Source organism: Mycobacterium mantenii, assembly GCF_010731775.1.
In the GTDB taxonomy this organism is placed as follows: Bacteria; Actinomycetota; Actinomycetes; order Mycobacteriales; family Mycobacteriaceae; genus Mycobacterium; species Mycobacterium mantenii.
On the sequence record NZ_AP022590.1, the window covers coordinates 5,557,728 to 5,584,182 of the forward strand.

At 65.2% G+C, this 26,455-nt stretch carries 25 protein-coding genes and 3 pseudogenes; 15 read left to right on the top strand and 13 right to left on the bottom strand.

What is annotated here, in order from left to right:
* Nucleotides 1-26 precede the first annotated feature (26 nt).
* The 6 genes from G6N50_RS25650 to G6N50_RS25675 all read left to right on the top strand — a co-directional run bounded on the left by G6N50_RS25650 (nucleotide 27) and on the right by G6N50_RS25675 (nucleotide 6,051).
* Nucleotides 27-1,610 carry a serine hydrolase gene (locus G6N50_RS25650; RefSeq protein ID WP_083098106.1) on the top strand — a complete coding sequence of 528 codons (1,584 nt, stop codon included), beginning with the start codon at nucleotides 27-29 and terminating at the stop codon, nucleotides 1,608-1,610.
* Nucleotides 1,607-3,988: a cation-translocating P-type ATPase gene (locus tag G6N50_RS25655; RefSeq protein ID WP_083098108.1), complete on the top strand. Its 2,382-nt coding sequence runs from the start codon at nucleotides 1,607-1,609 to the stop codon at nucleotides 3,986-3,988. The genes G6N50_RS25650 and G6N50_RS25655 overlap by 4 nt, the downstream gene beginning before the upstream one ends.
* A gap of 65 nt (nucleotides 3,989-4,053) precedes the next feature.
* On the top strand, nucleotides 4,054-4,239 hold the full coding sequence (locus tag G6N50_RS25660) for an antitoxin (RefSeq protein ID WP_083098110.1): 186 nt from the start codon (nucleotides 4,054-4,056) through the stop codon (nucleotides 4,237-4,239).
* 2 nt (nucleotides 4,240-4,241) lie between these two features.
* Nucleotides 4,242-4,736 (top strand): type II toxin-antitoxin system Rv0910 family toxin, encoded by a 495-nt coding sequence (locus G6N50_RS25665; protein ID WP_083098111.1) that lies wholly within the window; start codon nucleotides 4,242-4,244, stop codon nucleotides 4,734-4,736.
* A gap of 63 nt (nucleotides 4,737-4,799) precedes the next feature.
* Nucleotides 4,800-5,570 carry a VOC family protein gene (locus G6N50_RS25670; RefSeq protein WP_083098113.1) on the top strand — a complete coding sequence of 257 codons (771 nt, stop codon included), beginning with the start codon at nucleotides 4,800-4,802 and terminating at the stop codon, nucleotides 5,568-5,570.
* 46 nt (nucleotides 5,571-5,616) lie between these two features.
* Nucleotides 5,617-6,051 (top strand): hypothetical protein, encoded by a 435-nt coding sequence (locus G6N50_RS25675; protein ID WP_083098115.1) that lies wholly within the window; start codon nucleotides 5,617-5,619, stop codon nucleotides 6,049-6,051.
* A gap of 4 nt (nucleotides 6,052-6,055) precedes the next feature.
* On the opposite strand, the gene G6N50_RS25680 is transcribed toward G6N50_RS25675, so the two are convergent.
* Genes G6N50_RS25680 through G6N50_RS25690 form a run of 3 tightly spaced genes read right to left on the bottom strand, consistent with a single transcriptional unit; the run spans nucleotide 6,056 to nucleotide 9,290 of the window.
* On the bottom strand, nucleotides 6,056-6,547 hold the full coding sequence (locus G6N50_RS25680) for a VOC family protein (protein WP_083098117.1): 492 nt from the start codon (nucleotides 6,545-6,547) through the stop codon (nucleotides 6,056-6,058).
* Nucleotides 6,547-8,061, bottom strand: a complete 1,515-nt coding sequence (locus G6N50_RS25685; RefSeq protein WP_142275707.1) for a carotenoid oxygenase family protein — start codon at nucleotides 8,059-8,061, stop codon at nucleotides 6,547-6,549. The genes G6N50_RS25680 and G6N50_RS25685 overlap by 1 nt, the downstream gene beginning before the upstream one ends.
* 2 nt (nucleotides 8,062-8,063) lie before the next feature.
* The gene (locus tag G6N50_RS25690; RefSeq protein WP_083098121.1) at nucleotides 8,064-9,290 is read right to left on the bottom strand and encodes an acetyl-CoA acetyltransferase; all 1,227 of its coding nucleotides are present in this window, start codon (nucleotides 9,288-9,290) and stop codon (nucleotides 8,064-8,066) included.
* A gap of 834 nt (nucleotides 9,291-10,124) precedes the next feature.
* On the opposite strand from G6N50_RS25690, the gene G6N50_RS25695 reads away from it, so the two are divergent.
* On the top strand, nucleotides 10,125-11,651 hold the full coding sequence (locus tag G6N50_RS25695) for a DUF4185 domain-containing protein (protein WP_083098166.1): 1,527 nt from the start codon (nucleotides 10,125-10,127) through the stop codon (nucleotides 11,649-11,651).
* Nucleotides 11,652-11,698: 47 nt separating this feature from the next.
* A complete protein-coding gene (locus G6N50_RS25700; protein ID WP_083098123.1) occupies nucleotides 11,699-12,085 on the top strand; it encodes a hypothetical protein in 387 nt (128 codons plus the stop codon).
* Between the two features lie 59 nt (nucleotides 12,086-12,144).
* On the opposite strand, the gene G6N50_RS25705 is transcribed toward G6N50_RS25700, so the two are convergent.
* The gene (locus G6N50_RS25705; protein ID WP_083098125.1) at nucleotides 12,145-12,360 is read right to left on the bottom strand and encodes a hypothetical protein; all 216 of its coding nucleotides are present in this window, start codon (nucleotides 12,358-12,360) and stop codon (nucleotides 12,145-12,147) included.
* Between the two features lie 946 nt (nucleotides 12,361-13,306).
* Between G6N50_RS25705 and G6N50_RS25710 the strand changes: the two genes are divergently transcribed.
* The 3 genes from G6N50_RS25710 (at nucleotide 13,307) to G6N50_RS25720 (ending at nucleotide 17,025) form a co-directional block, all read left to right on the top strand.
* A complete protein-coding gene (locus G6N50_RS25710; protein WP_083098127.1) occupies nucleotides 13,307-14,536 on the top strand; it encodes a PPE family protein in 1,230 nt (409 codons plus the stop codon).
* 52 nt (nucleotides 14,537-14,588) lie between these two features.
* Nucleotides 14,589-15,980 (top strand): PPE family protein, encoded by a 1,392-nt coding sequence (locus tag G6N50_RS25715; protein WP_083098129.1) that lies wholly within the window; start codon nucleotides 14,589-14,591, stop codon nucleotides 15,978-15,980.
* A gap of 154 nt (nucleotides 15,981-16,134) precedes the next feature.
* Entirely contained in the window at nucleotides 16,135-17,025 is an 891-nt protein-coding gene (locus tag G6N50_RS25720; protein WP_083098131.1) for a universal stress protein, read from the top strand.
* Nucleotides 17,026-17,708: 683 nt separating this feature from the next.
* Here G6N50_RS25720 and G6N50_RS25725 read toward each other — a convergent pair.
* From G6N50_RS25725 to G6N50_RS25745, 5 genes and pseudogenes are all read right to left on the bottom strand, one after another.
* The gene (locus G6N50_RS25725; protein ID WP_083098133.1) at nucleotides 17,709-18,524 is read right to left on the bottom strand and encodes a DUF1206 domain-containing protein; all 816 of its coding nucleotides are present in this window, start codon (nucleotides 18,522-18,524) and stop codon (nucleotides 17,709-17,711) included.
* A 74-nt stretch (nucleotides 18,525-18,598) separates the two neighbouring features.
* Nucleotides 18,599-19,045 (bottom strand): hypothetical protein, encoded by a 447-nt coding sequence (locus tag G6N50_RS25730; RefSeq protein WP_083098135.1) that lies wholly within the window; start codon nucleotides 19,043-19,045, stop codon nucleotides 18,599-18,601.
* Between the two features lie 83 nt (nucleotides 19,046-19,128).
* Nucleotides 19,129-19,308: a DUF6131 family protein gene (locus G6N50_RS29570; RefSeq protein WP_083098137.1), complete on the bottom strand. Its 180-nt coding sequence runs from the start codon at nucleotides 19,306-19,308 to the stop codon at nucleotides 19,129-19,131.
* A gap of 102 nt (nucleotides 19,309-19,410) precedes the next feature.
* Nucleotides 19,411-19,582 (bottom strand): annotated as a pseudogene (locus G6N50_RS29575) (CsbD family protein).
* Between the two features lie 66 nt (nucleotides 19,583-19,648).
* Nucleotides 19,649-20,092 carry a hypothetical protein gene (locus tag G6N50_RS25745; protein ID WP_232068832.1) on the bottom strand — a complete coding sequence of 148 codons (444 nt, stop codon included), beginning with the start codon at nucleotides 20,090-20,092 and terminating at the stop codon, nucleotides 19,649-19,651.
* Nucleotides 20,093-20,279: 187 nt separating this feature from the next.
* Between G6N50_RS25745 and G6N50_RS25750 the strand changes: the two genes are divergently transcribed.
* On the top strand, nucleotides 20,280-21,044 hold the full coding sequence (locus tag G6N50_RS25750) for a TetR/AcrR family transcriptional regulator (protein ID WP_083098143.1): 765 nt from the start codon (nucleotides 20,280-20,282) through the stop codon (nucleotides 21,042-21,044).
* 119 nt (nucleotides 21,045-21,163) lie between these two features.
* Complete coding sequence (locus G6N50_RS25755; protein ID WP_083098145.1) at nucleotides 21,164-22,369, top strand: fatty acid desaturase family protein; 1,206 nt, start codon at nucleotides 21,164-21,166, stop codon at nucleotides 22,367-22,369.
* 712 nt (nucleotides 22,370-23,081) lie between these two features.
* Here the strand turns inward: G6N50_RS25755 and G6N50_RS25760 are convergent.
* Nucleotides 23,082-23,864, bottom strand: a pseudogene (locus tag G6N50_RS25760) (molybdopterin-dependent oxidoreductase); the annotation flags it as partial.
* A gap of 61 nt (nucleotides 23,865-23,925) precedes the next feature.
* Here G6N50_RS25760 and G6N50_RS25765 point away from each other — a divergent pair.
* Nucleotides 23,926-24,069, top strand: coding sequence for a hypothetical protein (locus G6N50_RS25765; protein ID WP_158086104.1), 144 nt, complete (start codon nucleotides 23,926-23,928; stop codon nucleotides 24,067-24,069).
* Nucleotides 24,070-24,145: 76 nt separating this feature from the next.
* On the top strand, nucleotides 24,146-24,613 hold the full coding sequence (locus G6N50_RS25770; protein ID WP_083098147.1) for an Hsp20/alpha crystallin family protein: 468 nt from the start codon (nucleotides 24,146-24,148) through the stop codon (nucleotides 24,611-24,613).
* Between the two features lie 392 nt (nucleotides 24,614-25,005).
* On the opposite strand, the pseudogene G6N50_RS25775 reads toward G6N50_RS25770, so the two are convergent.
* The 3 genes and pseudogenes from G6N50_RS25775 to G6N50_RS25785 form a co-directional block, all read right to left on the bottom strand.
* Nucleotides 25,006-25,639, bottom strand: a pseudogene (locus G6N50_RS25775) (pyridoxal-dependent decarboxylase); the annotation flags it as partial.
* A 107-nt stretch (nucleotides 25,640-25,746) separates the two neighbouring features.
* On the bottom strand, nucleotides 25,747-25,944 hold the full coding sequence (locus G6N50_RS25780; protein WP_083098174.1) for a hypothetical protein: 198 nt from the start codon (nucleotides 25,942-25,944) through the stop codon (nucleotides 25,747-25,749).
* Between the two features lie 138 nt (nucleotides 25,945-26,082).
* On the bottom strand, nucleotides 26,083-26,241 hold the full coding sequence (locus tag G6N50_RS25785) for a DUF6307 family protein (protein WP_169926975.1): 159 nt from the start codon (nucleotides 26,239-26,241) through the stop codon (nucleotides 26,083-26,085).
* Nucleotides 26,242-26,455 lie beyond the last annotated feature (214 nt).

The following is a 26,455-nucleotide window of genomic DNA, read 5'->3' on the forward strand; positions in this document are numbered from 1 at the left end:
CATCGTCACCGCGCTAGGGTTCGCGCATGACCAAACGTGCGGTCGCGGCCGCCGTCACCGCGGCCCTGCTCGGGTTGACGGGATGCGGCTCAACCCAGCCGACCGCCGGCCCGCCGTCCGCGCCTTCCGACGCGCCGCCCAATGAGGTCTCCGCCGTGGCGATCCCCGCCGGCCGCATCGACGAAGCCGTCGCCAAGGTGGACGGGCTGGTGAGCGACCTGATGAAAAGCACCGGCATCCCGGGGATGGCCGTAGCCGTGGTCCACGGCGGAAAAGTGTTGTACGCCAAAGGCTTCGGCGTCAAGGATGTGAGCAAGGGTCATGGCCAGGACAACAGGGTGGACGCCGACACCGTCTTCCAGCTGGCGTCGGTGTCCAAATCGGTTGGCGCCACGGTGATCGCGCACGAAGTGGGCGACAACGTCGTCGCCTGGGACACGCCCGTCGCATCCAAGCTGCCGTGGTTCACGCTGAGCGATCCCTACGCCACCGGCCATGTGACCGTCGGCGATCTGTATTCGCACCGCTCCGGGCTGCCCGACCACGCCGGTGACAAACTCGAAGACCTGGGCTATGACCGTCGACAGACGCTGGAGCGGCTCAAGTACCTGCCGCTGGATCCCTTCCGAATCAGCTACGCCTACACCAACTATGGGATCACCGCCGGTGCGGAGGCGGTGGCGGCCGCGGCGGGCAGACCATGGGAAGACCTGTCCGATGAGGTGCTCTATCGCCCGCTGGGAATGACGTCGACCAGTTCGCGGTTCGCCGACTTCATCGCCAGGCCCAATCACGCGGTCAACCACATCAAGATCGACGACAAGTGGCAGGCCCGTTTCCAGCGGAACCCGGATCCCCAGTCGCCCGCGGGCGGCGTGAGCTCGTCGGTGAACGACATGGCTCGCTGGTTGTTGATGTTGCTGGGCAACGGAACTTACAACGGCCGGCGGATCACGTCGCCGGAAGCCCTGCTGCCTGCCACCAGCCCGCAGGTGGTGTCGGCGCCGGCGAAAACACCGCAGGCGCGCACCGGGTTTTACGGATACGGCTTCAACTCCTCGGTCGATTCGTCGGGACGCACCGAGTACAGCCATTCGGGCGCTTTCGATTTGGGTGCTGCGACCAATTTCGTGGTATTGCCCTCCGAGGATTTGGGCATCATCGCGCTGACCAACGCCGCGCCCTACGGCATCCCGGAGACGCTGACCGCCGAGTTCATGGATCTCGTTCAGTACGGTCAGATCCGCGAGGATTGGGGGCCCTTGTACAAGAAGGCGATCGGCTGGCTGAACAACCCGGTGGGCTCGCTGGTCGGCAAGCGGCCGCCGGCCAACCCCGCCCCGGCCAGACCGCTCAGCGACTACGTCGGCAGCTACGCCAGCGACTACTGGGGTCCGGCCGTCATGACCGACCACGACGGCGCGCTGCAGCTGGCGATGGGTCCGAAGAACCGGACGGTCACCCTCACCCACTGGGACGGCGACACCTTCACCTTCTCGCTGACCGACGAAAACGCGCCTCCCGGAACGGTTTCCAAAGCTGTTTTCGCGGGCAACACGTTGAACCTGGAGTACTACGACTCGAACAAGCTGGAAACCTTCATCCGATGACTCTCACCCATACGTCTGGCCTGACCGACGCCGAAGTGGCGCAGCGGGTGGCCGACGGCAAGAGCAATGCGGTGCGCGAGCGCGCCACGCGCAGCATCACCGACATCGTCCGGGCCAACGTCTTCACCCGGATCAACGCGATCCTCGGGGTGTTGCTGCTGATCGTGCTGGCGACGGGCTCGGTGATCAATGGGATGTTCGGGCTGTTGATCGTCGCCAACAGTGTCGTCGGCATGGTGCAGGAGATCCGGGCCAAGCAGACACTGGACAAGCTCGCGATCGTGGGACAGGCGAAACCCTTGGTGCGCAGGCAATCCGGAGTTCGGGCGGTGCCGCCCGCCGAGGTGGTGCTCGACGACATCATCGAGCTCGGTCCCGGCGATCAGGTCGTGGTCGACGGCGAGATCGTCGAAGAGGCGAACCTGGAAGTCGACGAGTCGCTGCTGACCGGTGAGGCCGACCCGATCGCCAAGGCCGTCGGCGACCCGGTGATGTCGGGCAGTTTCGTCGTCGCGGGCAGCGGCGCCTACCGCGCCACCAAGGTCGGGCCGGACGCGTATGCGACCAGGCTCGCCGAGGAGGCCAGCAAGTTCACCTTGGTGAAATCCGAACTGCGCAACGGCATTAACCGCATCCTGCAGTTCATCACCTACCTGTTGGTGCCCGCCGGTCTGCTCACCATCTACACCCAGCTGTTCACCACGCACGCGGACTGGCGGCAGGCCGTGCTGCGCACGGTCGGCGCACTGGTGCCCATGGTGCCCGAAGGACTGGTGTTGCTGACGTCGGTCGCGTTCGCGGTCGGGGTCGTCCGGCTCGGTCAGCGCCGGTGCCTGGTGCAGGAGTTGCCCGCCATCGAGGGACTCGCGCGGGTCGACGTGGTCTGCGCGGACAAGACGGGCACCCTGACCGAAAGCGGCATGCGGGTCGCGCGGGTGGACGAGCTCGACCAATCCGGGCGGCAGATCGCCGATGTGCTGGCCTCGCTGGCCGCAGCCGATCCCCGGCCCAACGCGAGCATGCGGGCGATCGCCGAGACCTATCACCAACCGACCGGCTGGACCGCCACGGCGACAGCACCTTTCAAGTCGGCCACCAAGTGGAGCGGTGTGTCGTTTCACGACCATGGCAACTGGGTGATGGGAGCTCCGGACGTGCTGCTCGAGCCGGCATCGGCGGCGGCCGATCAGGCCGAGCGGATCGGGGCGCAGGGGTTGCGGGTCCTGCTGCTCGGCGCCAGTAACGTGGCCGTCGACCACCCCGACGCGCCGGGCCGCGTCACTCCCGTCGCGCTGGTGGTCCTCGAGCAGAAAGTGCGTCCGGATGCCGGGCAGACGCTGGATTTCTTTGCTGAGCAAGGTGTTTCGGTCAAAGTGCTTTCCGGGGACAACGCCGTCTCGGTCGGCGCCGTCGCCGGCAAGCTCGGGTTGCGCGGCGAGACGATGGACGCACGCCGGCTCCCCTCCGAGCCCGCGAAATTGGCCGACGCGCTGGACACCCACACCACCTTCGGCCGGGTCCGGCCGGACCAGAAGCGCGCCGTCGTGCGTGCCCTGCAATCACACGGCCACACCGTGGCGATGACCGGCGACGGCGTCAACGACGTGCTGGCGCTCAAGGACGCCGATATCGGTGTCGCGATGGGCGCGGGCAGCCCGGCATCTCGCGCCGTTGCGCAGATCGTCTTGCTGGACAACAGGTTTGCCACACTGCCCTACGTGGTCGGCGAGGGACGCCGGGTGATCGGCAACATCGAGCGCGTTGCCAACCTCTTTCTGACCAAGACCGTGTACTCGGTCCTGCTGGCGTTGCTGGTGGGCATCGAATGCCTGCTCGCCAAACCGCTCAAAGCCGACCCGCTGCTGTATCCGTTCCAGCCCATCCACGTCACCATCGCGGCCTGGTTCACCATCGGAATACCGTCGTTCATCCTGTCGCTGGCGCCCAACAACGAACGCGCCCACGCGGGTTTCGTGCGCCGGGTGCTGACCTCCGCGTTGCCCTCCGGACTGATCGTGGGCACCGCGACGTTCGCCTCCTACCTGCTGGCCTACCACGGCCGTCATGCGACCTTCGTCCAGCAGGATCAGGCGTCGACCGCGGCCCTCATCACGTTGCTGATGACCGCGCTGTGGGTGCTGGCGGTGGTGGCGCGCCCTTACGAGTGGTGGCGGGTGGCGCTGGTAATCGCTTCGGGCCTGGCCTATGTGGTGATTTTCAGCCTGCCGCTGGCGCGCAAGGAGTTCCTGCTCGACCCGTCCAATGTCGTGGTGACCTCGACCGCGCTGGGCATCGGTGTGTTGGGTGCCGCCGCCATCGAGGCCACCTGGTGGATCCGGGCCAAAGTGCTGGGGGTGCAGCCGCGGTTGTGGCGCTGAGCGCGCGAACTCACCGCAAGTACGTTGTCACCGGGCAAGTACGATGCCGGGGAAAGGGAGGGCGCATGGGTTTCCTGGACAAGGCGAAGGACCTGCTGTCGCAGAACGCCGACAAGGTCGAGATGGCGATCGACAAGGCCGGCGAGTTCGTCGACGAGAAGACGCAGGGCAAGTACACCGACACCATTCAACAGGTGCAGGAGCAGGCCAGGAAGGCCACCGGCGCCGCCGACACCGGCGACCAGCAGTAGCAATGGCGAAGCTTTCCGGATCCATCGATGTCCCGCTGCCACCCGAGGTGGCCTGGCAGCATGCCTCCGACCTGTCCCGGTTCAAGGACTGGCTGACCATCCACCGCGTGTGGCGCAGCAGATTGCCCGACGAGATCGAGAAGGGCACGGTCGTCGAGTCGATCGTCGAGGTCAAGGGCATGCACAACCGGATCAAGTGGACGGTGGTGCGCTACAAGCCGCCCGAGGGCATGACGCTCAACGGCGACGGCGTCGGCGGGGTCAAGGTCAAGCTGCTGGCGAAGATTCAGCCCACGGTCGACGGCTCCATCGTCAGCTTCGATGTGCACCTGGGCGGCCCGGCGCTGTTCGGCCCCATCGGCATGATCGTCGCCGCGGCCCTGCGCGGCGATATCAATCAGTCGTTGGAGAACTTCGTAATGGTATTCACCCGGCCCGACCCGAGTACGAACGGAGACGGTGGGTCTCGTCGTTGCGGTGGCGCCGATGAGTTTTAGGCTCGGCAGCAGTCGATAGTGTGAAGCTCTTTTTCCGGGGCCAGACACCACCAGGAGGTCACCGTGCCTACCCGTGACTGCGCTCCGCTGGGCGCCCCGTGCTGGATCGATCTGACCACGTCCGACGTTGCCCGCGCCCAGGAGTTCTACGGCGAGGTCTTCGGCTGGACGTTCGAGTCCGCCGGACCCGAGTACGGCGGATACGTCAACGTCGCCAAGGACGGTCATCCGGTGGCCGGCATCATGGCCAACCGGCCCGAAGCCGGGTCGCCCGACCACTGGGCCACCTATTTCCACACCGCCGACATCGACACGACGCTGGGCGCCGTCACCGCGGCCGGTGGTCAGGTGTGCATGGCGATGGAGGTACCCGCCAAGGGCCACATGGCCGTGGCGACCGATCCTGCCGGAGCGGCGTTCGGGTTGTGGCAGCCGCTAGAGCATCGCGGGTTCGAGCTGATCGGGGCCGCTGGCTCGCCGGTCTGGCACCAGCTGACCACGCGCGGCTACGGCGCGGCCCTCGACTTCTACCGCGACGTGCTTGGATGGCAGGTCGAGCCCGTTTCCGACACCGACGAATTTCGCTACAGCACAGCGCGACTCGGCGGTGAGGATCTACTCGGGGTGATGGACGGCGCCGCATTCTTGCCACCGGAAATCCCGTCGAACTGGGTGATCTTCTTCGGCGCCGAGGATGTCGACGAGACCCTGCGGGTGATCGCCGGCAACGGCGGCATGGTGGTGCGCGGCGCCGAGGACACCCCGTACGGGCGGCTGGCCGCGGCGAGCGATCCCATGGGTGCGGTCTTCAACCTGTCCTCGCTGCAGACCTAGCGCGTCAGCCGACGGGCCGGTGTCGGGGTCCGTTAATCTCGCTAGCATGAATCGCCGACTGCGCCCGGGTTGGCTGGTGGCGTTTTTCGCGGTGCTGGTGTCGGCGAGCGCCTGGCTGCCGTGGCTGAGCACCTCCGTGAACGGCGGGGGTTGGTCCAACGCCATCGGCGGCGCCCACGGCAACTTGGAACTGCCCCGGGGGTTCGGGGCGGGCCAGCTCATCGTGCTGTTGGCCTCGACGCTGCTGGTGGTCGGCGCGATGATGGGCCGCGGCCTGTCGGTGAAGCTCGCTTCGGTTGCCGCACTGTTGATCTCGTCGCTGATCGTCGCGCTGACGGTGTGGTACTACAGACTCAACGTCAACCCGCCGGTGTCGGCCGAATACGGCCTGTACGTCGGTGCGGGCGCCGCGGTCTGCGCGGTGGCGTGCTCGCTGGTGGCCGTGATCGCCGCCTTGGCTTCCGGCCGGTCCGGCCGCTGAACCCTCAGCCTGACGGAAATTCGTGCGTTCCGGACGTGCCGCTGTTCTCGGGCTCGTTGACGCCGAATACGAACGGCGCGAACACGATTTCGCGTCCATCCGGGTCGCGGAAGGTAACCGCACCGGTGGCCGCCCAGTACGGGTGCTGTTCGACGGGTTCGACGCCCGCGTCACGCAGACGTGTCACGGCGGCATGTTGCGCCTGTGGGTCGGGAAAGTACAGACACAGCTGCTCGTGATGGTCCACCTGGACCGCTTCGACGGCCTCCACGATCTCCATGGTGAGGTTCCAGCTGGGCAGCCCGAAGATCGCGCCGTTGCTTCCGTAGCTGTCCCCGAAGGTTTCATAGAGCGGCAGCCCCACCAGATCGCGGTAGAACCCCACCGTTTCGGCGAAGCGTGAGGAGCGACGCGCGAAGCGGATGGCGCCGATCGGCGCCAGCTGCGGCGGCCAGTGCGTGTGGCGGCGCGCGTGCTTGTGCTGGTCGGTGCTCATCACAGTCCGATCGCGCCGGCGGCCGAGTCGGCGGTGTCCCAGCGCCGCAATTGCGCACCGGGCGCCCACGTCGAGTGGGTGCCGCTGGAAATACGTTCCGGCAGTTGAAGTTTGCACACAGGGCCGTCGGCGACCCGGGCGGCGTCGAACACCAGGCAGTAGGAGGCGTCGGCGTTCATGTCGGTGGTGAGGGTGACCAGGTAGCCGTCGTCTTCGCCGGTGGCGCCCACGCGCGGCGCCATCGCGGTCTCGCTGCCGTAGACGCCCTCACCGAACGAGAACCCCTCCTCGGTGCCGGTGCTCAGGTCGTGTTTGACCAGGCCGTCGAATAAGAACCAGCCTGGCTTGCCGGTGGCGGCATAGGTGTAGCGGTAGTCGCCGCCCGCGTAGCCGGGATTGATGGTGCCGAACTCGGTGATGGACTCCGACAGCCGCTCTTCTCGCACCGAGCCCGTGACCATGTTGAGGCGCCACCGGTGCAGCCGGGCCTGCAGGCGGTCCAGGGCGAGGAAGCGAAACAGCTTCTCCCACTTCGTCCCTCCGGTGTCAAGCGGGGACGGATCGCCTTCGAAGAAGCCGTCGAGCACGATCTCGTCGCCGTCCTCGTATGCGTTGGTGAAGTGCAGCACGAACGTCGGGTCGGCCTCGAACCAGCGAATGTTTTGGGTGGCGCCACGACGCGGGATCACCGCGAACCGCGACGGCATGTGGGGATAGAAGCGCGGCAGGTGCACGTCGTGCTCGAGCAGCTGGGGATCCCAGAACAACGGAAAGTCGTTGAGAATGGCGTAGTTTTCGGTGAACGCCATGTCGTGGGGGAGCCGCGGACCGGGTAGCGGGATGTCGACATAGTGCGCCAGCTCGTTGCGCTCGTCGACCACACCGTAATGCATGTACGGCTCTTGCTTGCTGTAGTTGAAGAACAGCAGTTCACCGGTTCTGTTGTCTACCTTGGGATGTGCGGAGACGCCCCAGTCGGCCGGGAAGCCCCCGTTCCACGACTCCTTGCCGAGCGTGGCGGCCGAGTACGGGTCGATCCGATACAGGTCGCCGCACTGGTAGAAACTGGTCAGCGCGATACCGCGGTGGACGATGACGTCCGTGCTCGACGCATCCTTCATCTTCGTGCGCGCGCCCCACCCCTGCTCGCGCCGCGCCAATTGCACGGGCTCGGCCAGACCCGGCCACAGCGGCTCGCCCGCCTCGTTCTCGGCCAGGAATCCGTCGGTGCGGATGAATCGGTTGCGGTAGAAGGCCTTTCCGTCCCGGAATCCGACCACGTGCAGCATGCCGTCGCCGTCGAACGGGTGATAGGTCTTCAATGCCGGGTGCAGCGGGTTCTCGGTGTTGCGCAGGTAGACGCCATCCAGGTCGGGAGGGATCTCGCCCTCCACGGCGGCGAGGTCGTCGGCGTCCCACTCGGTGGTCTGCGGGCGCCACGGTCCGGTGCGGTAGGGGTGGTCGTCGTCTTCGGGCAAGGTGGACAGGAACTTTGCGACGATCTCAACATCCATGGTCATAAGCCTTTGGTGCGGCTGACGATGAAACTGACTGTGGTGGCGGTGCTGCCGCCGAAGTTCAGGGTGCCGAAGGTCTGCGCGCCGTCGACCTGATACTCGCCGGCGGCATCGCTGATCTGCTTGGCCGCATCGAGCAGCATCCGCACGCCGGTGGCGCCGACCGGGTGTCCGCCGCCGATCAGTCCGCCGCTGGGGTTGATCGGTAGCCGGCCGCCGATCTCGATCTCGCCGTTTTCGATGGCCTTCCACGAGTCTCCCGGCCCGGTCAACCCGAGGTGGTCGATGGCCAGGTACTCGCTGGGGGTGAAACAGTCATGCACTTCGAAACCGTCGACGTCGTCGAGGCCGCGCTGCGCGCGGCGCAACGCGTCGAGGACCACCGCCCGCACGTGGGGCAGGACGTACGGGTCACCATCTGCGCGGTCCAGCTTCTGTTGCAGGCCCAGCCCGACGGTGCGGTGGCCCCAGCCGTCGATGCGGCCGATCGGGCGCGCATCGGGACGATCGCGCAGATAGGCGTCGTTGACGAGCACCAATCCCGCACCGCCGTCGGTCATTTGGCTGCAGTCGAATCGTCGTAACCGGCCTTCGGTGATCGGGTTGGTCGCATCATCGTCGGTGATCGGGTCGGGAACGTTCCATTTGCGGGTCTGGGCGTTAGGGTTACGCCGAGCGTTGGCGAAGTTGAGCTGCGCGATCGCCCGCAGGTGCGCGTCGTCCAGGCCGTACCGGCGGTCGTATTCGTCGGCAACTTGGGCGAACATGGACGGCCACAGGTAGCGGGCGTCGGCCCCCTCGTGACCGGTCCACGCCGCCGCACCCAGATGTTGCGCGGCGGTGTCACCCGCGACGGTCTTCTCCAGCTCGATCCCCACCACCAGCGCGCAGTCATACGCGCCCGATCGCAGGTCGGCCATCGCCGACAGCGCCGCCACGCTGCCAGAGGCGCACGCCGCTTCGTGTCGCGATGCGGGGGTATCCCAAAGGCCGTCGCAGACCGTGGCGGGCATCGCCCCGAGGTGGCCCTGGCGGGCGAACATCTCGCCGAAGGCGTTACCGACGTGCACCACCCCGACCGCGGTCGCGTCGATCTTGGCCGCGGTTAGCGTGGCGTCGACGACCTCGGCGGTCAACGCGGCGAAGTCGCGGCCTTCCTTGTGGAGGTTGCGAGCAAAATCGCTTTGGTAACCGCCGAGAATCCACACACCGGTCGACCCATCCATACGCCGACGGTACTCCCGCGCGGCGGGGTTGTTGAGGGCTATCGCCGAGCCCGCGCCGACTGGCGTGGGTTGGGTGAAAGGGCCCGAAAAAGGGCGGCCCCGTCGGCTCTCGGGCTGAACCGACGGGACCTAGACGGGCGCGAAGGCCGGCCAACACGCTCGCCTCTGTTGGATCATTGCCACCGATGACGGTCGACAAACATGCTGACCCAATCAATTTGAGTGTGACACGTCGCAGGCGTTGCGTCGGGTGAATGACGATTCGCATTGTCCGGGTGTGCGCACGGTCCCCGACGGGTCGGCCGGCCGCACGGTTGAGCTGGGGCAATGTGGTGCGCTCGTACCGATGCGCGGCGGTGGCACAACGCGCCGGTCGCGCCACGACCGGGCTCCAGAAGCGCTCGACGCGCGAGCCTTGCGCGCGGACGTTCGGTTTGTTTGGCGGCCGCCCAGCAAAGTATCGGCGCCCCTCACCCCGCCGCGGCGCGGCTGGCGCAGGCCCGTGTGATGAGTGCCCGCCTCTTAGCGACAGCCGGGGCGCCGGGGGCGTCGCCCATATCTCGGGTGGCGCCGGCCCGTGCACCATCGTGGCACCGCGGCGGTTGCCCGCGGAATGCGGATGGCCGCGATGATGGCAAAGCAGTCGGCGCTTCTTAGCTGCCCATACGGGCAGGTAGCTAATCGTATGTTAGGGGCGCTGCGGTGGGAATCGCCGCGTTGCGACACGGTCACGGATGGATACCTATCAGCGCATCACTAGTCACATATGCCTCGGGGATAACTATCGTCACATGAGCTCGCTAAGGACCGGTGTCCTATCCCGAAAGGTGCTACATGTCGGCGTTTCTGCGAAGTGTGTCGCTCTCGATGGCGTCGGCGGCCGCGATCGGATTCGTCCTCGTGGTGGGGCCCGCGCCGACCGCTAACGCGACTCCGTGCGGGGCGCCCGAAGCGAATGTGGAACCGCCCGCCGCGCCGCCGGCCATGCCCGCGCCGCAGCCAGTCGTCCAGCCGCCGACCGGGCGCAGGCCCAGCCACACGAATGACCAGGCGCCGCTACCGCGGCTGGGTCCGCTGATCTCGTCGTTGCTCAAGCCGGTCGCGCCGGGCCGGCAGTACTCCGCACCGGTGCACCCGCGAGCCGAGGGACCCGACCCGTCCGCGCCGATGTACCCGCAAGCCGAGGTATTGCCGCCCGGGCCGAACCCGCCCGCGCCCGGCGTCCCGCAATTACCGCCGAATGCCAACCAGCTGCGCCCGAACGCCGCGCCGATGCCGCAGCCCCAGGCCGAGCCGGGGCCGCCGCCTCCTTCCATCGCGGGGGCTCCGACGTCGCTCGTCGACTGGGTGACCGGACCGAACGGCCCCAACAAGACTTTGCAACGCTTCAGCATCTCGGGTACCGACCTCGGGATTGCTTGGGACAACGGCGATCCCGCCAACCGCCAGGTTCTGATGGCTTTCGGTGATACCTTCGGTTATTGCAAGGTGCACGGCCAGCAGTGGCGCTACAACACGCTGTTCCGCAGCAACGATCACGATCTGTCCAAGGGAATTCACATCGCTGACGGTGTGCCGAACGACAGGTATTCCGGGTCGCCGGTCTGGGCGCCCGGGCTTTCCAAACAGGTCGTCAACACCATCCACAAGGCGGCACATGAAACGGGCATCATTCCGACCGCGGCGATGTCCATGGGCAGAACCCAGTACATGAGCTACATGTCGATCCGCCAATGGGGCCACGACGGCGAATGGTCGACGAACTACTCGGCGATCGCCAGGTCCAACGACAATGGCCAGAACTGGGGGATCTTCCCGACCACCATCCGTACGGCCTCGCCGGATGCCATTCCGGGAGCTGGGTTTACGCCAGGAAATGAGAATTTCCAGATGGGCGCGTTCATGAAGGGCAACGACGGTTACCTCTACCAGTTCGGCACCCCGTCGGGACGTGGCGGCGCGGCATTCCTGTCCCGCGTTCCACCGAACCAACTACCCGACCTGACCAAGTACCAATACTGGAACGGCGACAACGGCGGCCACTGGGTTGCGAACAATCCGGGCGCGGCGACACCGATTTTCCCGGGGCCGGTCGGCGAGATGTCGGCCCAGTACAACAGTTATCTCAAGCAATACCTGGTGCTCTACACCGACGGCGGCAGCAACGACGTCGTGGCACGGACCGCCCCGACGCCGCAGGGGCCATGGAGCCCCGAGCAACCGCTGGTGTCGTCGTTCCAGATGCCCGGTGGTATCTATGCGCCGATGATCCATCCCTGGTCGTCGGGCCGAGACCTGTACTTCAACCTGTCGTTGTGGTCGGCATACGACGTGATGCTGATGCACACCGTGCTGCCGTAAAGACGTTGCCGTCGAACAACGATGGCCAGAGTGAGAGGAGGGCGACGATGATCGCCTTGCAGTATCACGACAATTGTTGCGGCCTCGCCGACCCGCTCACTCCTCTCGCGGCGGCGGCGTTACCCGACGACGTACCCGCGTCGTCGGCGGGCGAGATCTCCGGGCGCGAGGGTGCCGACGGTGCGGACGCCCACACGGTGTTCGACGGTCACCGTCCGGATTTCTGGACCGCGGGTAGGCCGGGGCTCCGCGACATCGAGGTGTGCATCGAAGGCACCCGCGCCGACGGTGCGATCAGCCTGGGCCTGGTGGTCAACGGCCTGGATTGCAGTGGTGTTCCGATCGACCAGGCACTTTCGCTCGCAGACGCCCGGGGGGATGCGGGCGTCTGCGGCGTCAGTTGCCGGGGAGGTGGACACCTCAAAGCCAGTTAGCTAGCGGCTGAGAGCTTTTCGCATCGCTGCCGTCGCCGATGTGAGTCAGGGAGTGTCAGCTATGGCGGCGGAGGAATCCACCGCTTGCCGTCGGTCGTCCAACCGCACGGCAGGTAGTTCCAGTGTGCCGGCGGAATGGGGTCGAAACTCAGGCACTTCGGTGCGTAGAACGACGGGGCGGGAGGAGGCGGTGCCGGCTGGTTCTCGGCGCGAGCGACAGCCCCGCTGAGCATCAAGGCCCCAACGGCCGTCAGTGTCGCGACCAGCTTCCGCATCGCAGGCTCGTTACGTGTTCTGCCTTCACGAAGCGACGGGCGCTACGTTTCTTTCCTCGCACGCACGGTATTGATGCTAGTCCTGTTTCGTGCGCTTGGTGGGACCCTAATTTCTCTTGCCGGCCCGGGGCAGCCGATGCGCGGCGGAGGCTTGGATTGCGGGAGGCAGTTGGGGGAGTCTGGGAAAGCGCAACATGCTAAACGCAGTTGGTGAACGCAAGCTGGACAGGGCGTCACAAAGAAAAGTACGATCGCATTCAGTCATCTACTGCCAGAGCGGGGAATTTGTTGCGGCATCGGTGCCGTGCGGGAGCACTGCAATGAAGTCTCTCGTTGGGGGTTTGCCTCCAGCGTTTGCTCTCAGCGCCCCTGGGATCGGTGTGCGTGGCCCGAGTCGCACCCGACAGCCCGTCCATCGCTTCGCCCAGGCACCCAACTGCGTAGCAGCTCTCAGTGCGGAGCAAACGCGTCAAGATAGCTGGCGCGCAATCGAAGTCATTGCCAGCACGCATAATCGCCGAGTCGAATCCTATTTGCAACGCAGACGGCATCGCCCGTGGCGCAACAGGGGATCCTAGCCTCGAGGTCGAGCTTGTCATGTCGCGAACGCGTTGCTCTGCAACGCAAGCGATGCATCGTGCAACGGCCGAGGAACTGTTGTAGCCATCACCACGTACCGCAGGCTGCTGAGGCGCTCGCGGCCGGGGATCTGGCCACGGATTGTAATTCGTCGGAATGCCTTGTGCCATAAAAGCAATGCCGCCTCGGTAGGCGTGTTGACATGACGCGCTACCAGTCGGTCGGAGCGGCAGGCAGCTTTGGTCGCCCGCAGCACAGCGCTCTGCGTGGCGCCAGTGCGCGGATACCGGAGACGCGGGTTCATCAATTCAACGAGCGCGGGAGCGCTTTGAACGTGACCGTCGAGCAGTAATCATGAGGATTAGCAATGGATTTCGGAGCTCTACCACCAGAGGTCAACTCCGGCCGAATGTATGCCGGCCCGGGTGCGGGGCCGATACTGGCGGCCGCGGCGGCGTGGGACGGGTTGGCGGCACAGCTGCACGCCGCAGCGGCGTCGTACGAGTCGGTGATCGCGGACCTGACCGGCAGCTGGCGTGGTCCTTCGTCGGGCACGATGGCAGCCGCGGCAGCGCCGTACACGGCGTGGATGAGTGCGACCGCCGGCCAAGCCGAGCAAGCCGCCAATCAGGCCCGAGCGGCGGTGTCCACCTATGAGGCCACGTTCGCCGCGACGGTCCCGCCACCGATAGTCGCAGCCAACCGTGCACGGTTGATGGCGCTGATCGCGACCAACCTTCTCGGTCAGAACACTTCGGCGATCATGGCCACCGAGGCCGAATATGCGGAGATGTGGGCCCAGGATGCCGCGGTGATGTACGGCTACGCCGGCTCCTCGGCGATGGCCACGCAGATGATGCCATTCAGCCAGCCGCCGCGGACCGTCAACCCGGCCGGGACGGCGGGACAAGCCGCCGCCGTCGCGCAGTCCACCGGCGCCTCGGCGGCAACCAATGCGCAATCGTTGCTGCCGCAACTGATGTCGGCCGTCCCGAAATCGTTGCAAAGCCTGACGACGCCCACCGCCGCTGACCCACCGTCGCTGCTGTCGGCGTTCGACTCGGCCCTCACGGGCCCGCTGGGCCCCGTGTCGCTGTACGGCATTGGTGGCAGCCCGTACCTGCTGGGGGTCGAAAACTACCTGGTGCCCCAAAACGTGGCGAATGTAAACAGCGCGCGACAACGGCTCGACAGGGACCGATCGAAGCTGAAGTCGCTGGGCGGGGGCCTCGGTTCGGGGACGCGGGTGGTGCGCTCAGTGGCCCCCGGCGGAGCCGGAATTCCCACGGGCACGGGTCGCGCCGGCGTGGTCGGGCGTTTGTCGGTGCCACCGGGATGGGCTGCGGCCGCCCCGGAAATCCGGACGGTCGCCGCGGTGTTGCCGCAAACGAATTTTGCCGGCGCACCGGCGGTCGTCGCGGCGGATGGGCAGGGGTCACTGTTCGGCAACTTGGCCGCTTCGGGCCTGGCCGGCCGGGCCGTTGGCGCTACCGGGAGCGGCTCTGCTCGCGGGATGGCCATCGGGGGCAGTGCATTCGGGCAGGCGGCCACCACCGCCACGATCATCGTCATCAACGCCGACGACGCCCAGGAATAGCCGGCGCCGGCATCTCACCTTCGAACTAGTCACAAAGAATCAAGGAGTACCAATGGATTTCGGAGCACTGCCCCCGGAGCTCAACTCCGGCCGGATGTACATAGGTCCCGGCTCGGGATCAATGTTGGCCGCCGCGTCGGCCTGGGATGGGTTGGCCGCGCAGCTGCACTCCGTGGCGGCATCCTACGAGTCGGTGATCTCCAACCTGACCAGCGGTTGGCAGGGCCCGTCATCGGCAGCCATGGCGACAGCGGCCGCACCCTACGTGGAGTGGATGCGCGACACCGCCGCGCGAGCCGAGCAGGCCGCCTCCCAGGCCCGAGCGGCGGCCGGCGCGTACGAGACCGCATTCATGGCGACGGTGCCCCCGGTGGCGATCGCGGAAAACCGCAGTCAGCTGGCGTCACTGGTGGCCACGAACGTTCTGGGACAGAACACTGCCGCGATCTCGGCCACCGAGTCGGAGTATGGGCAGATGTGGGCGCAAGACGCGGCGGCGATGTACGGCTACGCCGGTTCCTCGGCGTCTGCCGTACAGATGACGCCGTTCAGCTCGGCGCCGCAGACCACCAACCCGGGTGGTACGGCCAGCCAATCAGGCGCGGTCGCCCAAGCCGCCGGCACCGCGCCCGCCAACGCGCAGTCGGCCTTGTCGCAGCTGATGTCGTCGACTCCGCGAACGCTGCAGAGCCTCGCATCGCCCGCCGCATCTCCCGCGGCGGATCCAGCGTCGCCGGCGTCGTCGTTGGCGACCTGGCTGAACAACCTGAATTCCACACCGCTGGCCCGGATTGCCGCGAACGTCGAGTTCGTCACCAAGGCGATCCGTCCGGTCAACGACACGTTGCTCAGCCTGAGCTTGGGCCTCGTGGTGACGGCACGGACCTGGAGCGACACGGCGGTCGAGCTCGAGGGGCCGCTGTTCGCCGCGCTTGGGTCGAGCACGCAGACGATCGGGGCGGCCGGGGCGTCTGCCGTGTCGGCGGGTGTCGGCGGCGCGGGCCTGGCCGGAGCGTTGTCCGTGCCCCCGGCCTGGGCCGTCGCCAGCCCGGGGGTCAAGCTGGCGGCCACCGTGCTGGAGTGCACCACCGCGGGGGCCGCCCCGACGGTCGCAGCGGCTACGAGTGGCATCGTGGGGGAAATGGCCCTGGCGGGCTTGGCCGGAAGCGCCCTGGGCGGTGCGGTGCCCCGCGGGATTACCGCAAGCGCCGGGCGCGGTTCAGGCCGCCGCCCGTCGGACGCCGACGGCAAGACCCCGGACAAGCTCAAGGCTGTCCTCGCGGAACTGCAGCAGACGCCGGAGGCGGTCCAGCACTGGCACACCGATAAGGCGCATCTGGAAAGTCTTTTGGACCAGCTGGCCACGAAACCGGGCGTCCACGCCGTGCACTTGTCCTCCGCCGACAAGTCCAAGGCCACACCACCGCGCGCTACCTGGGGGTAGCGGATCTCGTCCCGACCTGGTTGCCGTTCGCGCCGTTGCCGGGCGTAGGGCTGTTAGTCGGGCAAATCGGTGACCAATGCCACCTGATCTTCTGTGACTGGCGTCCTATGGTCATGCGTGAAGCTGCCAAAACGACCCAGGGCAGGAGAACGAAATGTCTGACCCCGGAACCCATCGTGGCATCTTGGTCGGCGTCGACCGCTCAGCCTCGTCGATGGCCGCGGCCGAGTGGGCGGCGGTCGACGCCGCGATACGCAACGTTCCGCTGACACTCACGCATGTTGTCGCACCGGTCGTGCCGGCGATTGCACCGTGGCCGGAGATTCCGATTCCTCAAGGCTATTTCGAGCAGCAGGACGACGAAGCGAGGCGGGTTCTCAAAGATGCGCGCAGGGCGGTCGCCGACAGCACCGGCGACCACGGTCCGCCGTTCGTGTACAGCGTGGTGGTGCACGGTCCGGTCGTTTCCACCCTCGTCAATGAGTCCAAGATCGCGGACATGATGGTCGTGGGGTGCCAGGGCGAGGGCGCGTTCGGTCGGGCCTCGTTCGGGTCGGTCAGCACTGGCCTGGTGCACTATGCGCATTGCCCGGTCGCGGTCGTCCACGATGAGGCCCCGCCGCCGCCCGCGCAGGCACCGGTGCTGGTGGGGATCGACGGTTCCTCCGCATCGGAACGGGCGACCGAGATCGCCTTTGACGAGGCCTCCCGCCGAGGTGTGGATCTGGTGGCACTGCATGCGTGGTCGGACGTCAGCATGTTGGAAGTGCCGGGTCTGGATTTCGGGCCGATGGAGGTGGCAGCACACGAGGCGCTGACCACGTGGCTCGCCGGCTGGCAGGAGCGCTATCCCGATGTCACGGTGCGGTGTGTGGTGGTGCGCGATCAGCCGGCGCGTCAGCTTGTCGAGCACTCGGAGTCCGCGCAACTCGTGGTGGTGGGCAGCCACGGTCGCGGCGGATTCGCGGGCATGATGTTGGGTTCGGTGAGCACGGCCGTTGCGCGCTCGGCGCGGACTGTGGTCGTTGTCGCCCGCGAGCCATAGCGGCGCGTGCGCAAATCACGGATGTGCTGACGACCCGTATATAGAGATGCGTTGCAAGTACACGAGTGCCCCTGTTCAGAGCGCCCCCGGCGGGATTCGAATTTGTTAGGCGCCTGAGGTCGGCGGCCGTGTTGACGTACCGCGTTGTGGCCTTCACCAGTGTTTTCCTCCCTTTTCGCCGTCCGGCATTTATAGTCATGGTCAGCCACATTGGGACATTTGGGTTGCACGAATCCTGCACGGAACGGGTCGATTACATGGCACGTGGACGGCGCAGATTCGGGCGGCTACGGTAACTCCCGTCGGGGAGGTGCAGGCTGCCTACATCGGCCCAGACACCAAGTTGCACAAGGCGCCCGCACCTATTCCAGTGAGCATGGCGCCGAGGGACACGAGGACCTCCGTGGACTAGAAGAGACGTCAGACATCTCCACTAAGCCCGGAGGTCCTCCCCATTCGCAGCTAAATCGTTAACAACGTTCCTGCCGAGTACAGCTGGCCGCCTTGTGGGTGGAGGTAGCGTCGACTTCTAAATCTCTGTCCGGTGTGTCTCAACGAGCTCTGAAGCCCCCTAACCGCTAGCTTCAGACACTTCCGCTTCGCAGCCTACGGCGGGTCCGCACGTCTGCCCGGCGAGGATTGTGGCGACGGGTCGGCTAGGCAAGCTCATCCGCTAGACCCACTTACATTTTGGTATATCGGGCCATGGCGAGGCTGTACAGGCCATAGGTGATAATTCCCAGGCCAGCAGCGATCAGGAGCGCAGCTCCGAAGGGTTGGGCCCCGAGTGTTTTGAGGGCCCCGTCGAGTCCGGTGGTCGTGCTCGGTTCCGCACGGCTCGCCGCGACGACGACCAGTACCCCGGTGCCGGCGATGACCAGGCCTTTGGCGATGTAGCCGACCATGCCCAGTCGTCGCACCAGCTTGCTGGCGTTGCCTTTGAGATCGTCGAGAAAGTTCCGGCTGGCTCCCTTGTAGACGTGATATCCGCCCACCGCGACGATGATGATGCCAGCGGCGATGAGTCCCATAGTGCCGGCGCCGGTCTGCATCAGGCGTGCGCTCATCGCCGCGTTCTGGTCACCGGTGGACTTTCCGCCGCCCCGGGCGAATCCGATCGTGGAGTATGCGAGCGCGAAATAAACTACCGCCAAGGCAAAGGCCTTCGCCCGATCCAGGACTTCCGCCGTTGCGCCCTGGGATTTGGCCTCGGTCGAACGACCGAGGCATGTTTCGACTAGCCGCCAAAGCGCCAGCACCAAAAACGCGAACACGGCGACCCAGAGGGCGACGATGCCGCCCGGTTTGCCTGCCACTGCCGCTAGCGCCCCCGATTGGTCGGCGCTGCCAGCGCCGCTCCCGAAAGCGATCCGGACGGCGAGGTAGCCGATCGCCAAGTGCAGCAGACCGCTCACGAGATAGCCGGCGCGGGCCAATCGTTCGAAGAAGCTGTTTTGGGCTATCTGTGTCGCGGTCAAGGACGAGGCGTAAGCAGACATTGCGGGCGCTCCTAACCGTGCCGGATCAAGCGGTGCTGCCGTGCGAGATGTCGCGTGTGAGGTGCTCGCGCATCTCACCCCGTTCTGGGCGTCGCTGGTGGCCGGTGATTGCTCGCCGAGGGTCCTGAACGCGCGTCCGGGGCCTTGGAGTCTTCGTGCGCTGCGTCGCTGGCTTGCGAGTGTGGATCCATCTTGTCCGCCCGCGCGAACTGCTGGTTCAGCTCGTCGCGAGAGGTCGCCGCCTCGCCGCGGTGCGCGGCGGCTTGCTGCTGCAAACCCGAGGCTTGGGCCGACTTCACGTCGGCTTCGGCCTGGGCGGCGCGGGCCCTGGCAGCGGTCTCGTCGGCGAGTGCTTCGCGCTGCCTGACGTGGAGTGATTCCTCCCTGGCCTGATCGCGGATCTTGCCGGCTTCGATGTGGCGGTGTTGGTTGCGTTTGTTGCGCGCCACCCACACGAGTGCGGCGATGAGCACAATTGCCACGACCGCGACGACGATCAAAATGATAGTGCTGGTAGTCATGTTGGCTCCTGGAGTTGGTTGAACATGTTGAGTTGGTCGAACGTTGTTGGTTGAACGTTGTCGATGGTTCAGAGGTCGTCGGTTTAGTAGTAGTGGCGGCGGCCGCCGACGGCGTGTCCCATCCGTCCCATCAGCATCAGTAGCAGGCCGACGACGAGGAGGATGATCCCGATGATTAAGCAAATATGGGCGTAGGCGAAGGTAGGGACGAGGGCGGGCAACAGGAGTCCGAGGACGATAAGGATGATTCCGAGAACGATTATGACGTTTAGCTCGTTTCGATGTTCGATTTGGGTTGCGCGGATTTCGCAGAAATACTTGGAAGGTACGGGTCAAAAAGTGGGGGTCAGTGCAAAAGGTAGGGGTCAGTGTTTGAAGGCGTCTTTTAGTTTGGCTCCTGCCTGTTTGGTGTTTCCCTTGATCTGATCGGCGCGTCCCTCGCTGCGTAAGCGGGTGTTGCCGGTGGCGCGTCCCAAGTACTTCTTGGTGGCGCCCTTGGCGGCTTCGGCTGTGGGCGATCTTCTTACCGATGCTCATTGCTGCTTCCTCGTTTCGTTGATCACAGGCCTGGCTGCGGGCTGACGGTATCGACGGCTCCAGTGGCTAATGAGTGGTATCGACGTGGGTGGTTCTGTCGGGTTGTCGATCTCGCGAGAAGCGGCCGAGCAGCGGACTTCTGCGACGGGGGGTCGCGGCCATCGTTGAGCCGCTGGCGGCGCCGACGTGCCGCTGGTTGTCGAGCAAGCGGTCGCGGTCTTGGTTCAACAACGCGGTTTCACGTTGAGAGCTTCTGAGTTTCTGTCGGGCGTTGCGGCCGCGGCGTGCGGTGCGCCGCGCGCCGGCCAGCAACACGGAAAGACCCAGCATTTCCACGGCACCGACCACGATCCCGAACAGGAACAGCGTGCCGGTCGACCCGGTGACGTGATAGCCGAACACGGCGAAGTTCTCGGTCAACGGGTGCGCGGCCCCGGCATTGGTCAATACTCCGGTGAACCCCACAATCACCGCGGCAAGTAGGACAACCAATCCAACGATGACGATCATGGGGACGCCTCAAATCCTGGTGCTAGAACTCCAGTAGACACCCCTAATCGCCGTGCTGTCAACGTCATAGACCTACGGCGTAATACTATGCTGTCTCGGAGGGCCGGGATTGCCCGTCAACGTCGTAGGCCTACGATGAAGACTTCAGTGCTTGACCATATCGACAGAAGGAGTAGGTGCGTAACCGATGACCCAACCGCCGACGAGACCCCGTTCCGGGCGGGCCGCCCAGACGCCGGACTCCACCGAGGAGGACGGCGAGAACGGACCGATCACTCGCGCAGCGGTTCTGCTGTGTGCACTGGAGATCATCGACCGTGATGGCGTCGACGCGCTGTCGATGCGCCGCCTCGGCGAGGCGGTCGGCCGTGATCCAATGGTGCTGTATCGGCATGTGTCGAGCAAGGCCGCGGTGCTCGACGGGGTGGTCGAGTTGATCTTCGAAGGGCTGTCGCTGGACACCACCACGGCGGACTGGGCGGCGGGGTTGCGGAATTTCGCCCACGACTTCCGCGACGCAGCGCGCGCACACCCAAACGTGGTGCCGCTGCTGGTCACTCGGCCGCTCGCGACGCCGCTGGGGATGCGGCCGCCGGGCATCCTGCGGCACCTCGAAGACGTCCTCGCGCTGCTGACCGGGGCCGGGGTCACCGGAGCCGACGCGCTGCACGTGTACCGGACGTTGTTCGGGTTCCTCTACGGCCATGTACTGACCGAACTGCAGGAGATCGTCGAACGCCCCGAAGAAACCGACCACGTGTTGCGGCTCGGACTGCACCGGCTGCCCATCGGCGAGTTCCCCCACTTACGTGAGCTCGCACCGACCTGGGCCCGCTACGACGGGCTGGCCGAACTCGATCGCGGACTCGACATTCTGCTCAGCGGGCTGACCGTCCAACTCGGCTTACCCGACGGCGCGCGGGCGCAGGAGCCCACACCCGGATCGACGTAACCACACACCACCAAGAAGGGAGGTGACCATGATGCTGGCGCACTCCATTTCCCCCAGCATGTTTCGTCGGCCCGCCAGTAGGTCGCGCGCCACCTCGCCGGAATGTCGGTGAGGCGTCGATGGCAATAGCAGACGTAGCCGAATACGCCCATCTCACCGAGGCAGACCTCGAGGGGCTTGGGCGCGCGTTGGAGGTGATCCGCCGCGACATCGAGGAGTCACGCGGTGAAAAGGACAGTTCATACATCCGGCGTGCCATCGCCTTTCAGCGATTACTCGACGTCGCCGGCCGGCTGGTTATCGCCGGCAGCCGCAGCAAGATCGGCTGGGCGCTCGGCACTACGGCGCTCGCTGTGGCCAAGAGCATCGAGAACATGGAACTCGGCCATAACATTGGCCACGGGCAATGGGATTGGATGAACGACCCCGAAATCCATTCCAGTACTTGGGAGTGGGACATGGCGGGTGTCTCGTCGCAGTGGCGGTATTCCCACAACTATCGCCACCACGTGTTCACCAACGTCATCGGCGTGGACCACGACCTCGGATACGGTGTGTTGCGGGTCACCCGCGACCAGCAGTGGCGGCTGGGTAATCTGCTCCAGCCTTTGCGAAACGTGTTGTTGGCCAGCATGTTCGAATGGGGCATCGCATCGCAGGGCCTGCACTCGCAGCATGATCGCGCGGCGACCGACGCCGAGAGATCCGCCCACACTCGAGCACTGATCCGCAAGATTGCCCGACAGGCCGGCAAGGACTATGTGTTCTTTCCCGCGCTCAGCCTTCGACGATGGCGCCGCACGCTCACAGCGAACGTGGCCGCCAACGTGCTACGCAATGTGTGGGCGTACGTGGTGATCTGCTGCGGGCATTTCGCGGACGGCGCGGAGAAGTTCACCCCCGCCGCGCTGGAGGATGAGACCAAGCCCGAATGGTACTTGCGACAAATGCTGGGTACCGCGAACTTTCGCGCCGGGCCGGTGTTGGCGTTCCTCAGTGGAAACCTCTGCTACCAGATCGAACACCACCTTTTCCCTGATCTGCCGAGCAACCGCTACGCGCAGATCGCCCAACGGGTCCAGGCCGTGTGCGCCACCTATGACCTGCCGTATACGACCGGACCGCTGGCTCGCCAGTACCTGCTCACCTTGCGCACCATTTTCAAGCTGGCGCTTCCGGATCGGTTCCTCGCCGCCACCTCCGATGATGCGCCCGAGACGGCGTCGGAAGACAGATTCCGCAATATCGCGAAACGATGGCACATCTTGGGCATGGGCGACGACAGCAGCAGGCGATCTCGATTGGGTACAGCAATACGGGGCTAAAGGAATCGGCGCCAGCGCATGGATCAGCGGCGGCGCATAGCCCAAGCAGCGATGGTTACATCAGGTGCAAACCTGTGGTCCCCGGCCCACGTACGGGTGTCATCAGCAACGGAAACAGGAGTACCACTACCACCCGAGCGCACTCAGCGCTCGGCTCCAGCGCCCAGCGAGCTACGCTACGGCCTACACCCACAGAACCGACTCTCGTATCTCTTGGATGAGTTCATGGGGTCCCGTCAAAGTGCCGCGAATGGTTTACCCAAGACCAAACCTGGCCGATGTCCACCCGATCGGGATGCGTAATGGTCGCACCGGGCTGTGCGAATACGTCGACGGCTCCGACCCGCTTCCATACAGGCGGCACTTCACGGGTACGCGCCCCAACCCGTCGTCGTAACCTGAAGCCAATCGAAATCTGAACGGATCGACACCCCCGGGCCGACGGTGACATGCGCGGTGAGGGCGGCCTCGCAGTCAGTTTGAAGGAACGAATCTCATTGGCTCGTCACCGGAATCGTCTGTCAATGACCTCGCGTGGCAGCTGTTGCGGAGTCGGGTAGGTGATCAATACACGGATGTCATCCGGGTCGACGCCGTCAACAAAACTGATCCCGCCCAGGGTGTTTGAGTATGTGCTGGGATAGAAGATGCGCAGAAGTTGTTCGATCCGTTGCAGTTCTTCCTCGCTGTCGGCGGACCAGATGATCTGCTCGAGCTCGCAGTAGTGCGCGATGAACTCAATGCCCTTGAGCCACTTCACATGCCGGAAGCCGTGTTGTAATTCATTACGCAGTCGCAGCGGCGCCCCGTGGCCGTAGCTGACCGGTTCGCCGTTCATGTCGTAGGCCAGCATGGTCAGATGGTGGCTCGTCTGCTCGATCGGGTGTGCGACGTAGTAGATTCCGCCGTCGGCGCCGGGGCCTAGCGAGTAGAAGCCCACCCATTTGGCCTCGGGCAGCGGTTTGACGATGTCCACGATCGTCTGTATCGACACGCCACCCCATTTGGCGACACCCGACCAACCCTGGATGAAGAAGTGCTGGGTGATCTGTTCGTGGTAGGGGAGGTCATGCAAGTCCGCCAGCGAGAACTCGGTCGGGTGCTCGACGAGACCGCAGACTCGCAGCCGCCAATTCACGAAGTTGTTCATCTCCAACTCTTTGTACTCAACGGTCTGCGGGTAAGTGCCGTGGTGCCAGAAGTACGGCGAGATGTCCTTCTCGGTGAACGCGCCCGGCTCGGGGTCGGTGTGCTCGAACAGCCGCTGCAGCGGCCCGATGAGCGCGTAGCCGACCTGCTGCACCACGCGGGGGTGACGATAGGTGAACGGCGTTGCGGCCACCCAGCCGATGGCCACCACCACCATGGCCGCGGTGAAGATCCAGAACCCGACCCAGCTGTTGTCGTCACGGGTGGCGAACATGTGGTTGAAGTTGCGCAAAGCTTCGGTGGTGAAGACCAGCGTGACGTGGACAACGATGAAGAACACGAAATAGGCCCAACAGGAGTTGGGTCGAGCGTTCGACGGGCATCTCGCCGACCATCACCAAATTTCTGTGCGCGCAACCGACATCGACGAGCAGATCCAGGCGCGTCTGGCCCCTTTCATGTGGATGACGATCCTGGACACCAGGGTCCTCATCGCCGAAGACCTGGTCGCAGCGCCGACACCCCTGGTGCACGCGCAGGTGGAGTGCTAAACCGGAAGGAGCGCAGCCAGCTGACACCCGTCGCGATGGCGCGGTGCGGCAACCGACATCTAGGAGGTTGGTTGCTGTGCTTCATCCCGATCCATTCCGTGACATCGACAGACTCGCCGCGCAACTGCTCGGTACATCGCCCGGCTCCGCCCGAGCCCCACTGGCCATGCCGATGGACCTCTACCGCTCCGGCGATCACTACGTGCTTCACGCCGACCTCCCGGGCGTGGACCCCGATTCGGTGGACGTCAGCGTTGATGGCGGCATTCTCACCGTGACGGCACAACGCAGCGAACGCACCGAACACGACGTGCAGTGGCTGAGCTCCGAGCGCTTCACCGGCAGTTACATGCGTCGCCTGTCCCTCGGTCAGGACATCGACGCCGACCACATCGCCGCCACCTATCAGAACGGGGTGCTGACGGTAACCCTCCCCGTGGCGGCAAGGGCCAAGCCGCGCCGCATCGAGATCAGCCACGGGGCACGTGAGGAAACAAAGATCGTCGAGCCCAGCGACTCATCCGACCAACACACCACGACCTAACCTCTCTACCGGCCGGGTCCAGGCGGGTCATGCCGGGCCCCAACAGTCCCTGATTTGTCATGTGTCGGAATAGACGACATACGAGCGTCTCAAAACTTCGTATCGGACTATTCGTGGACACCGACGGTCACGCGTACCCATGTCTGTGGGCGTCGGGTAGCGAACGACATCGCCCAGGCGAGAGTCGATTATTGGTGCGGTAGCCCACAGTACGGCGTCAACGATCCCTGCGACCCGTCGACGCCGACCACGATCCGTCCGCTGTGCTGCGGTCTATCGGCAGAAGCGAGCGGCTCCAAGGATGATCGTGCAGTACTGGTCATAGGGTCATTATGTGTGCTCGGCCCGCTGGCTTGAGTGCTTCTGCGTTTGTGAATGTGCGTGCGTGCGGCTTAGTAGGCGAAGGGCCGCTGGTTGTTGAAGTGGCCGCCGGGGTTGAGGTCGTCCAGGCTGGCGAGCGCCGACACCATGTCGTCGCGCAGTGACCGGGCCAGGTCGGCGGAGAAGCCTTCGCGCACTACGACGCGCAGCACCGTGACGTCGGTCGCGTCGGCGGGCATGGTGTAGGCCGGTACCTGCCAGCCGTGGGACCGAAGCGCATGGAGACGTCGAACTCGGTGTAGCCGAAATCGCCGGCCAGCCGTAAGCAGACCACCGGGATCGCCGAGCCGTCGGAGATCACCTCGAAGTGCTTGCCCTTGCGCAACTCGTCGGCCAGCCAGCGCGCCGTCGACGACAGGCACCCCATCACCTGGGTGTAGCCCGCGCGACCCAGCCGCAGGAAGTTGTAGTACTGGCCGATGACCTGGTTCCCCGGCCGGGAGAAGTTCAGGGTGAACGTCGCCATGTCCCCGCCGAGGTAGTTCACCCGGAACACCAAGTCCTCGGGCAGGTGTTCGCGGTTACAAAGCCGATGCCCGGATAGGTCAGCCCGTACTTGTGGCCGCTGACGTTGATCGACACCACCCGTGGCAGCCGGAAATCCCACACCAGATCCGGCTGCAAAAACGGCACCATGAATCCGCCGATGTTGCGCAGTTGTGTACGGCGAGGTCCGCCGCGCATTTCAAGGTCTCACGGCGTCGATCAAACCCTCTAATGAATGGGGTCACCGACGTCGGCCCTGAGAGTGATCAACGCCAGAAACCGCGCTTCATCGATCTCCTGTGATCGCCGTCGACGTGGGTCCACTGCCTCGGCTCGTAGCGGTACGCGTGTTTCGCGCCGCCCCGTATCACGTCCAAGGTGCCGTCCTTGTGCTCGATGTAGCTGTCGCCGAATCGCATGTACTTGTCGGTCCCGCCGTCGGCGAGAGTCACGGTAACGGTCATGGTCAAAACCTCCAGATGAGCCGGTGATGCCAGCTCGAAATAATGCGGCCCATCCACGTCGGATCAGCAGGACCAAGGCACGCACACCAATCAGGAAATCCGTGCGGTCATTGATTTTAAAGCCCAGCGGGCCGTTGCTCAGCGCACCTTCTCGGGAATTGAGTTCAGGGCATGCAGGACGTGTACGGCGAGTTTGCCTGCCGCGTCGTTGCCCAGCTTGGAGTGGGCGCTGATGGTGTCCGTGACGAGTTGGAGACGAATCTCATAGGGAGTGCGAAACTTTGTAGGCGAAGCCATCGAATTTCCTTTGTAGTCGAGCATGTTCGCTCGCAACCGAGCTGCTCGATACTGATGACCTTACGCCGATTCGCGGCCAGCGGGTGCGCGACGAGCATGCGGGTATTGCGTTTGCCGATTTTGGAAGGACAGATGTTCGGATTCAGCACGGCCCCGTCGAGGATCTCGATCGCCCGGCGCAGCGTCTGATCGGCCTGCCACGCGTGACGCCCGG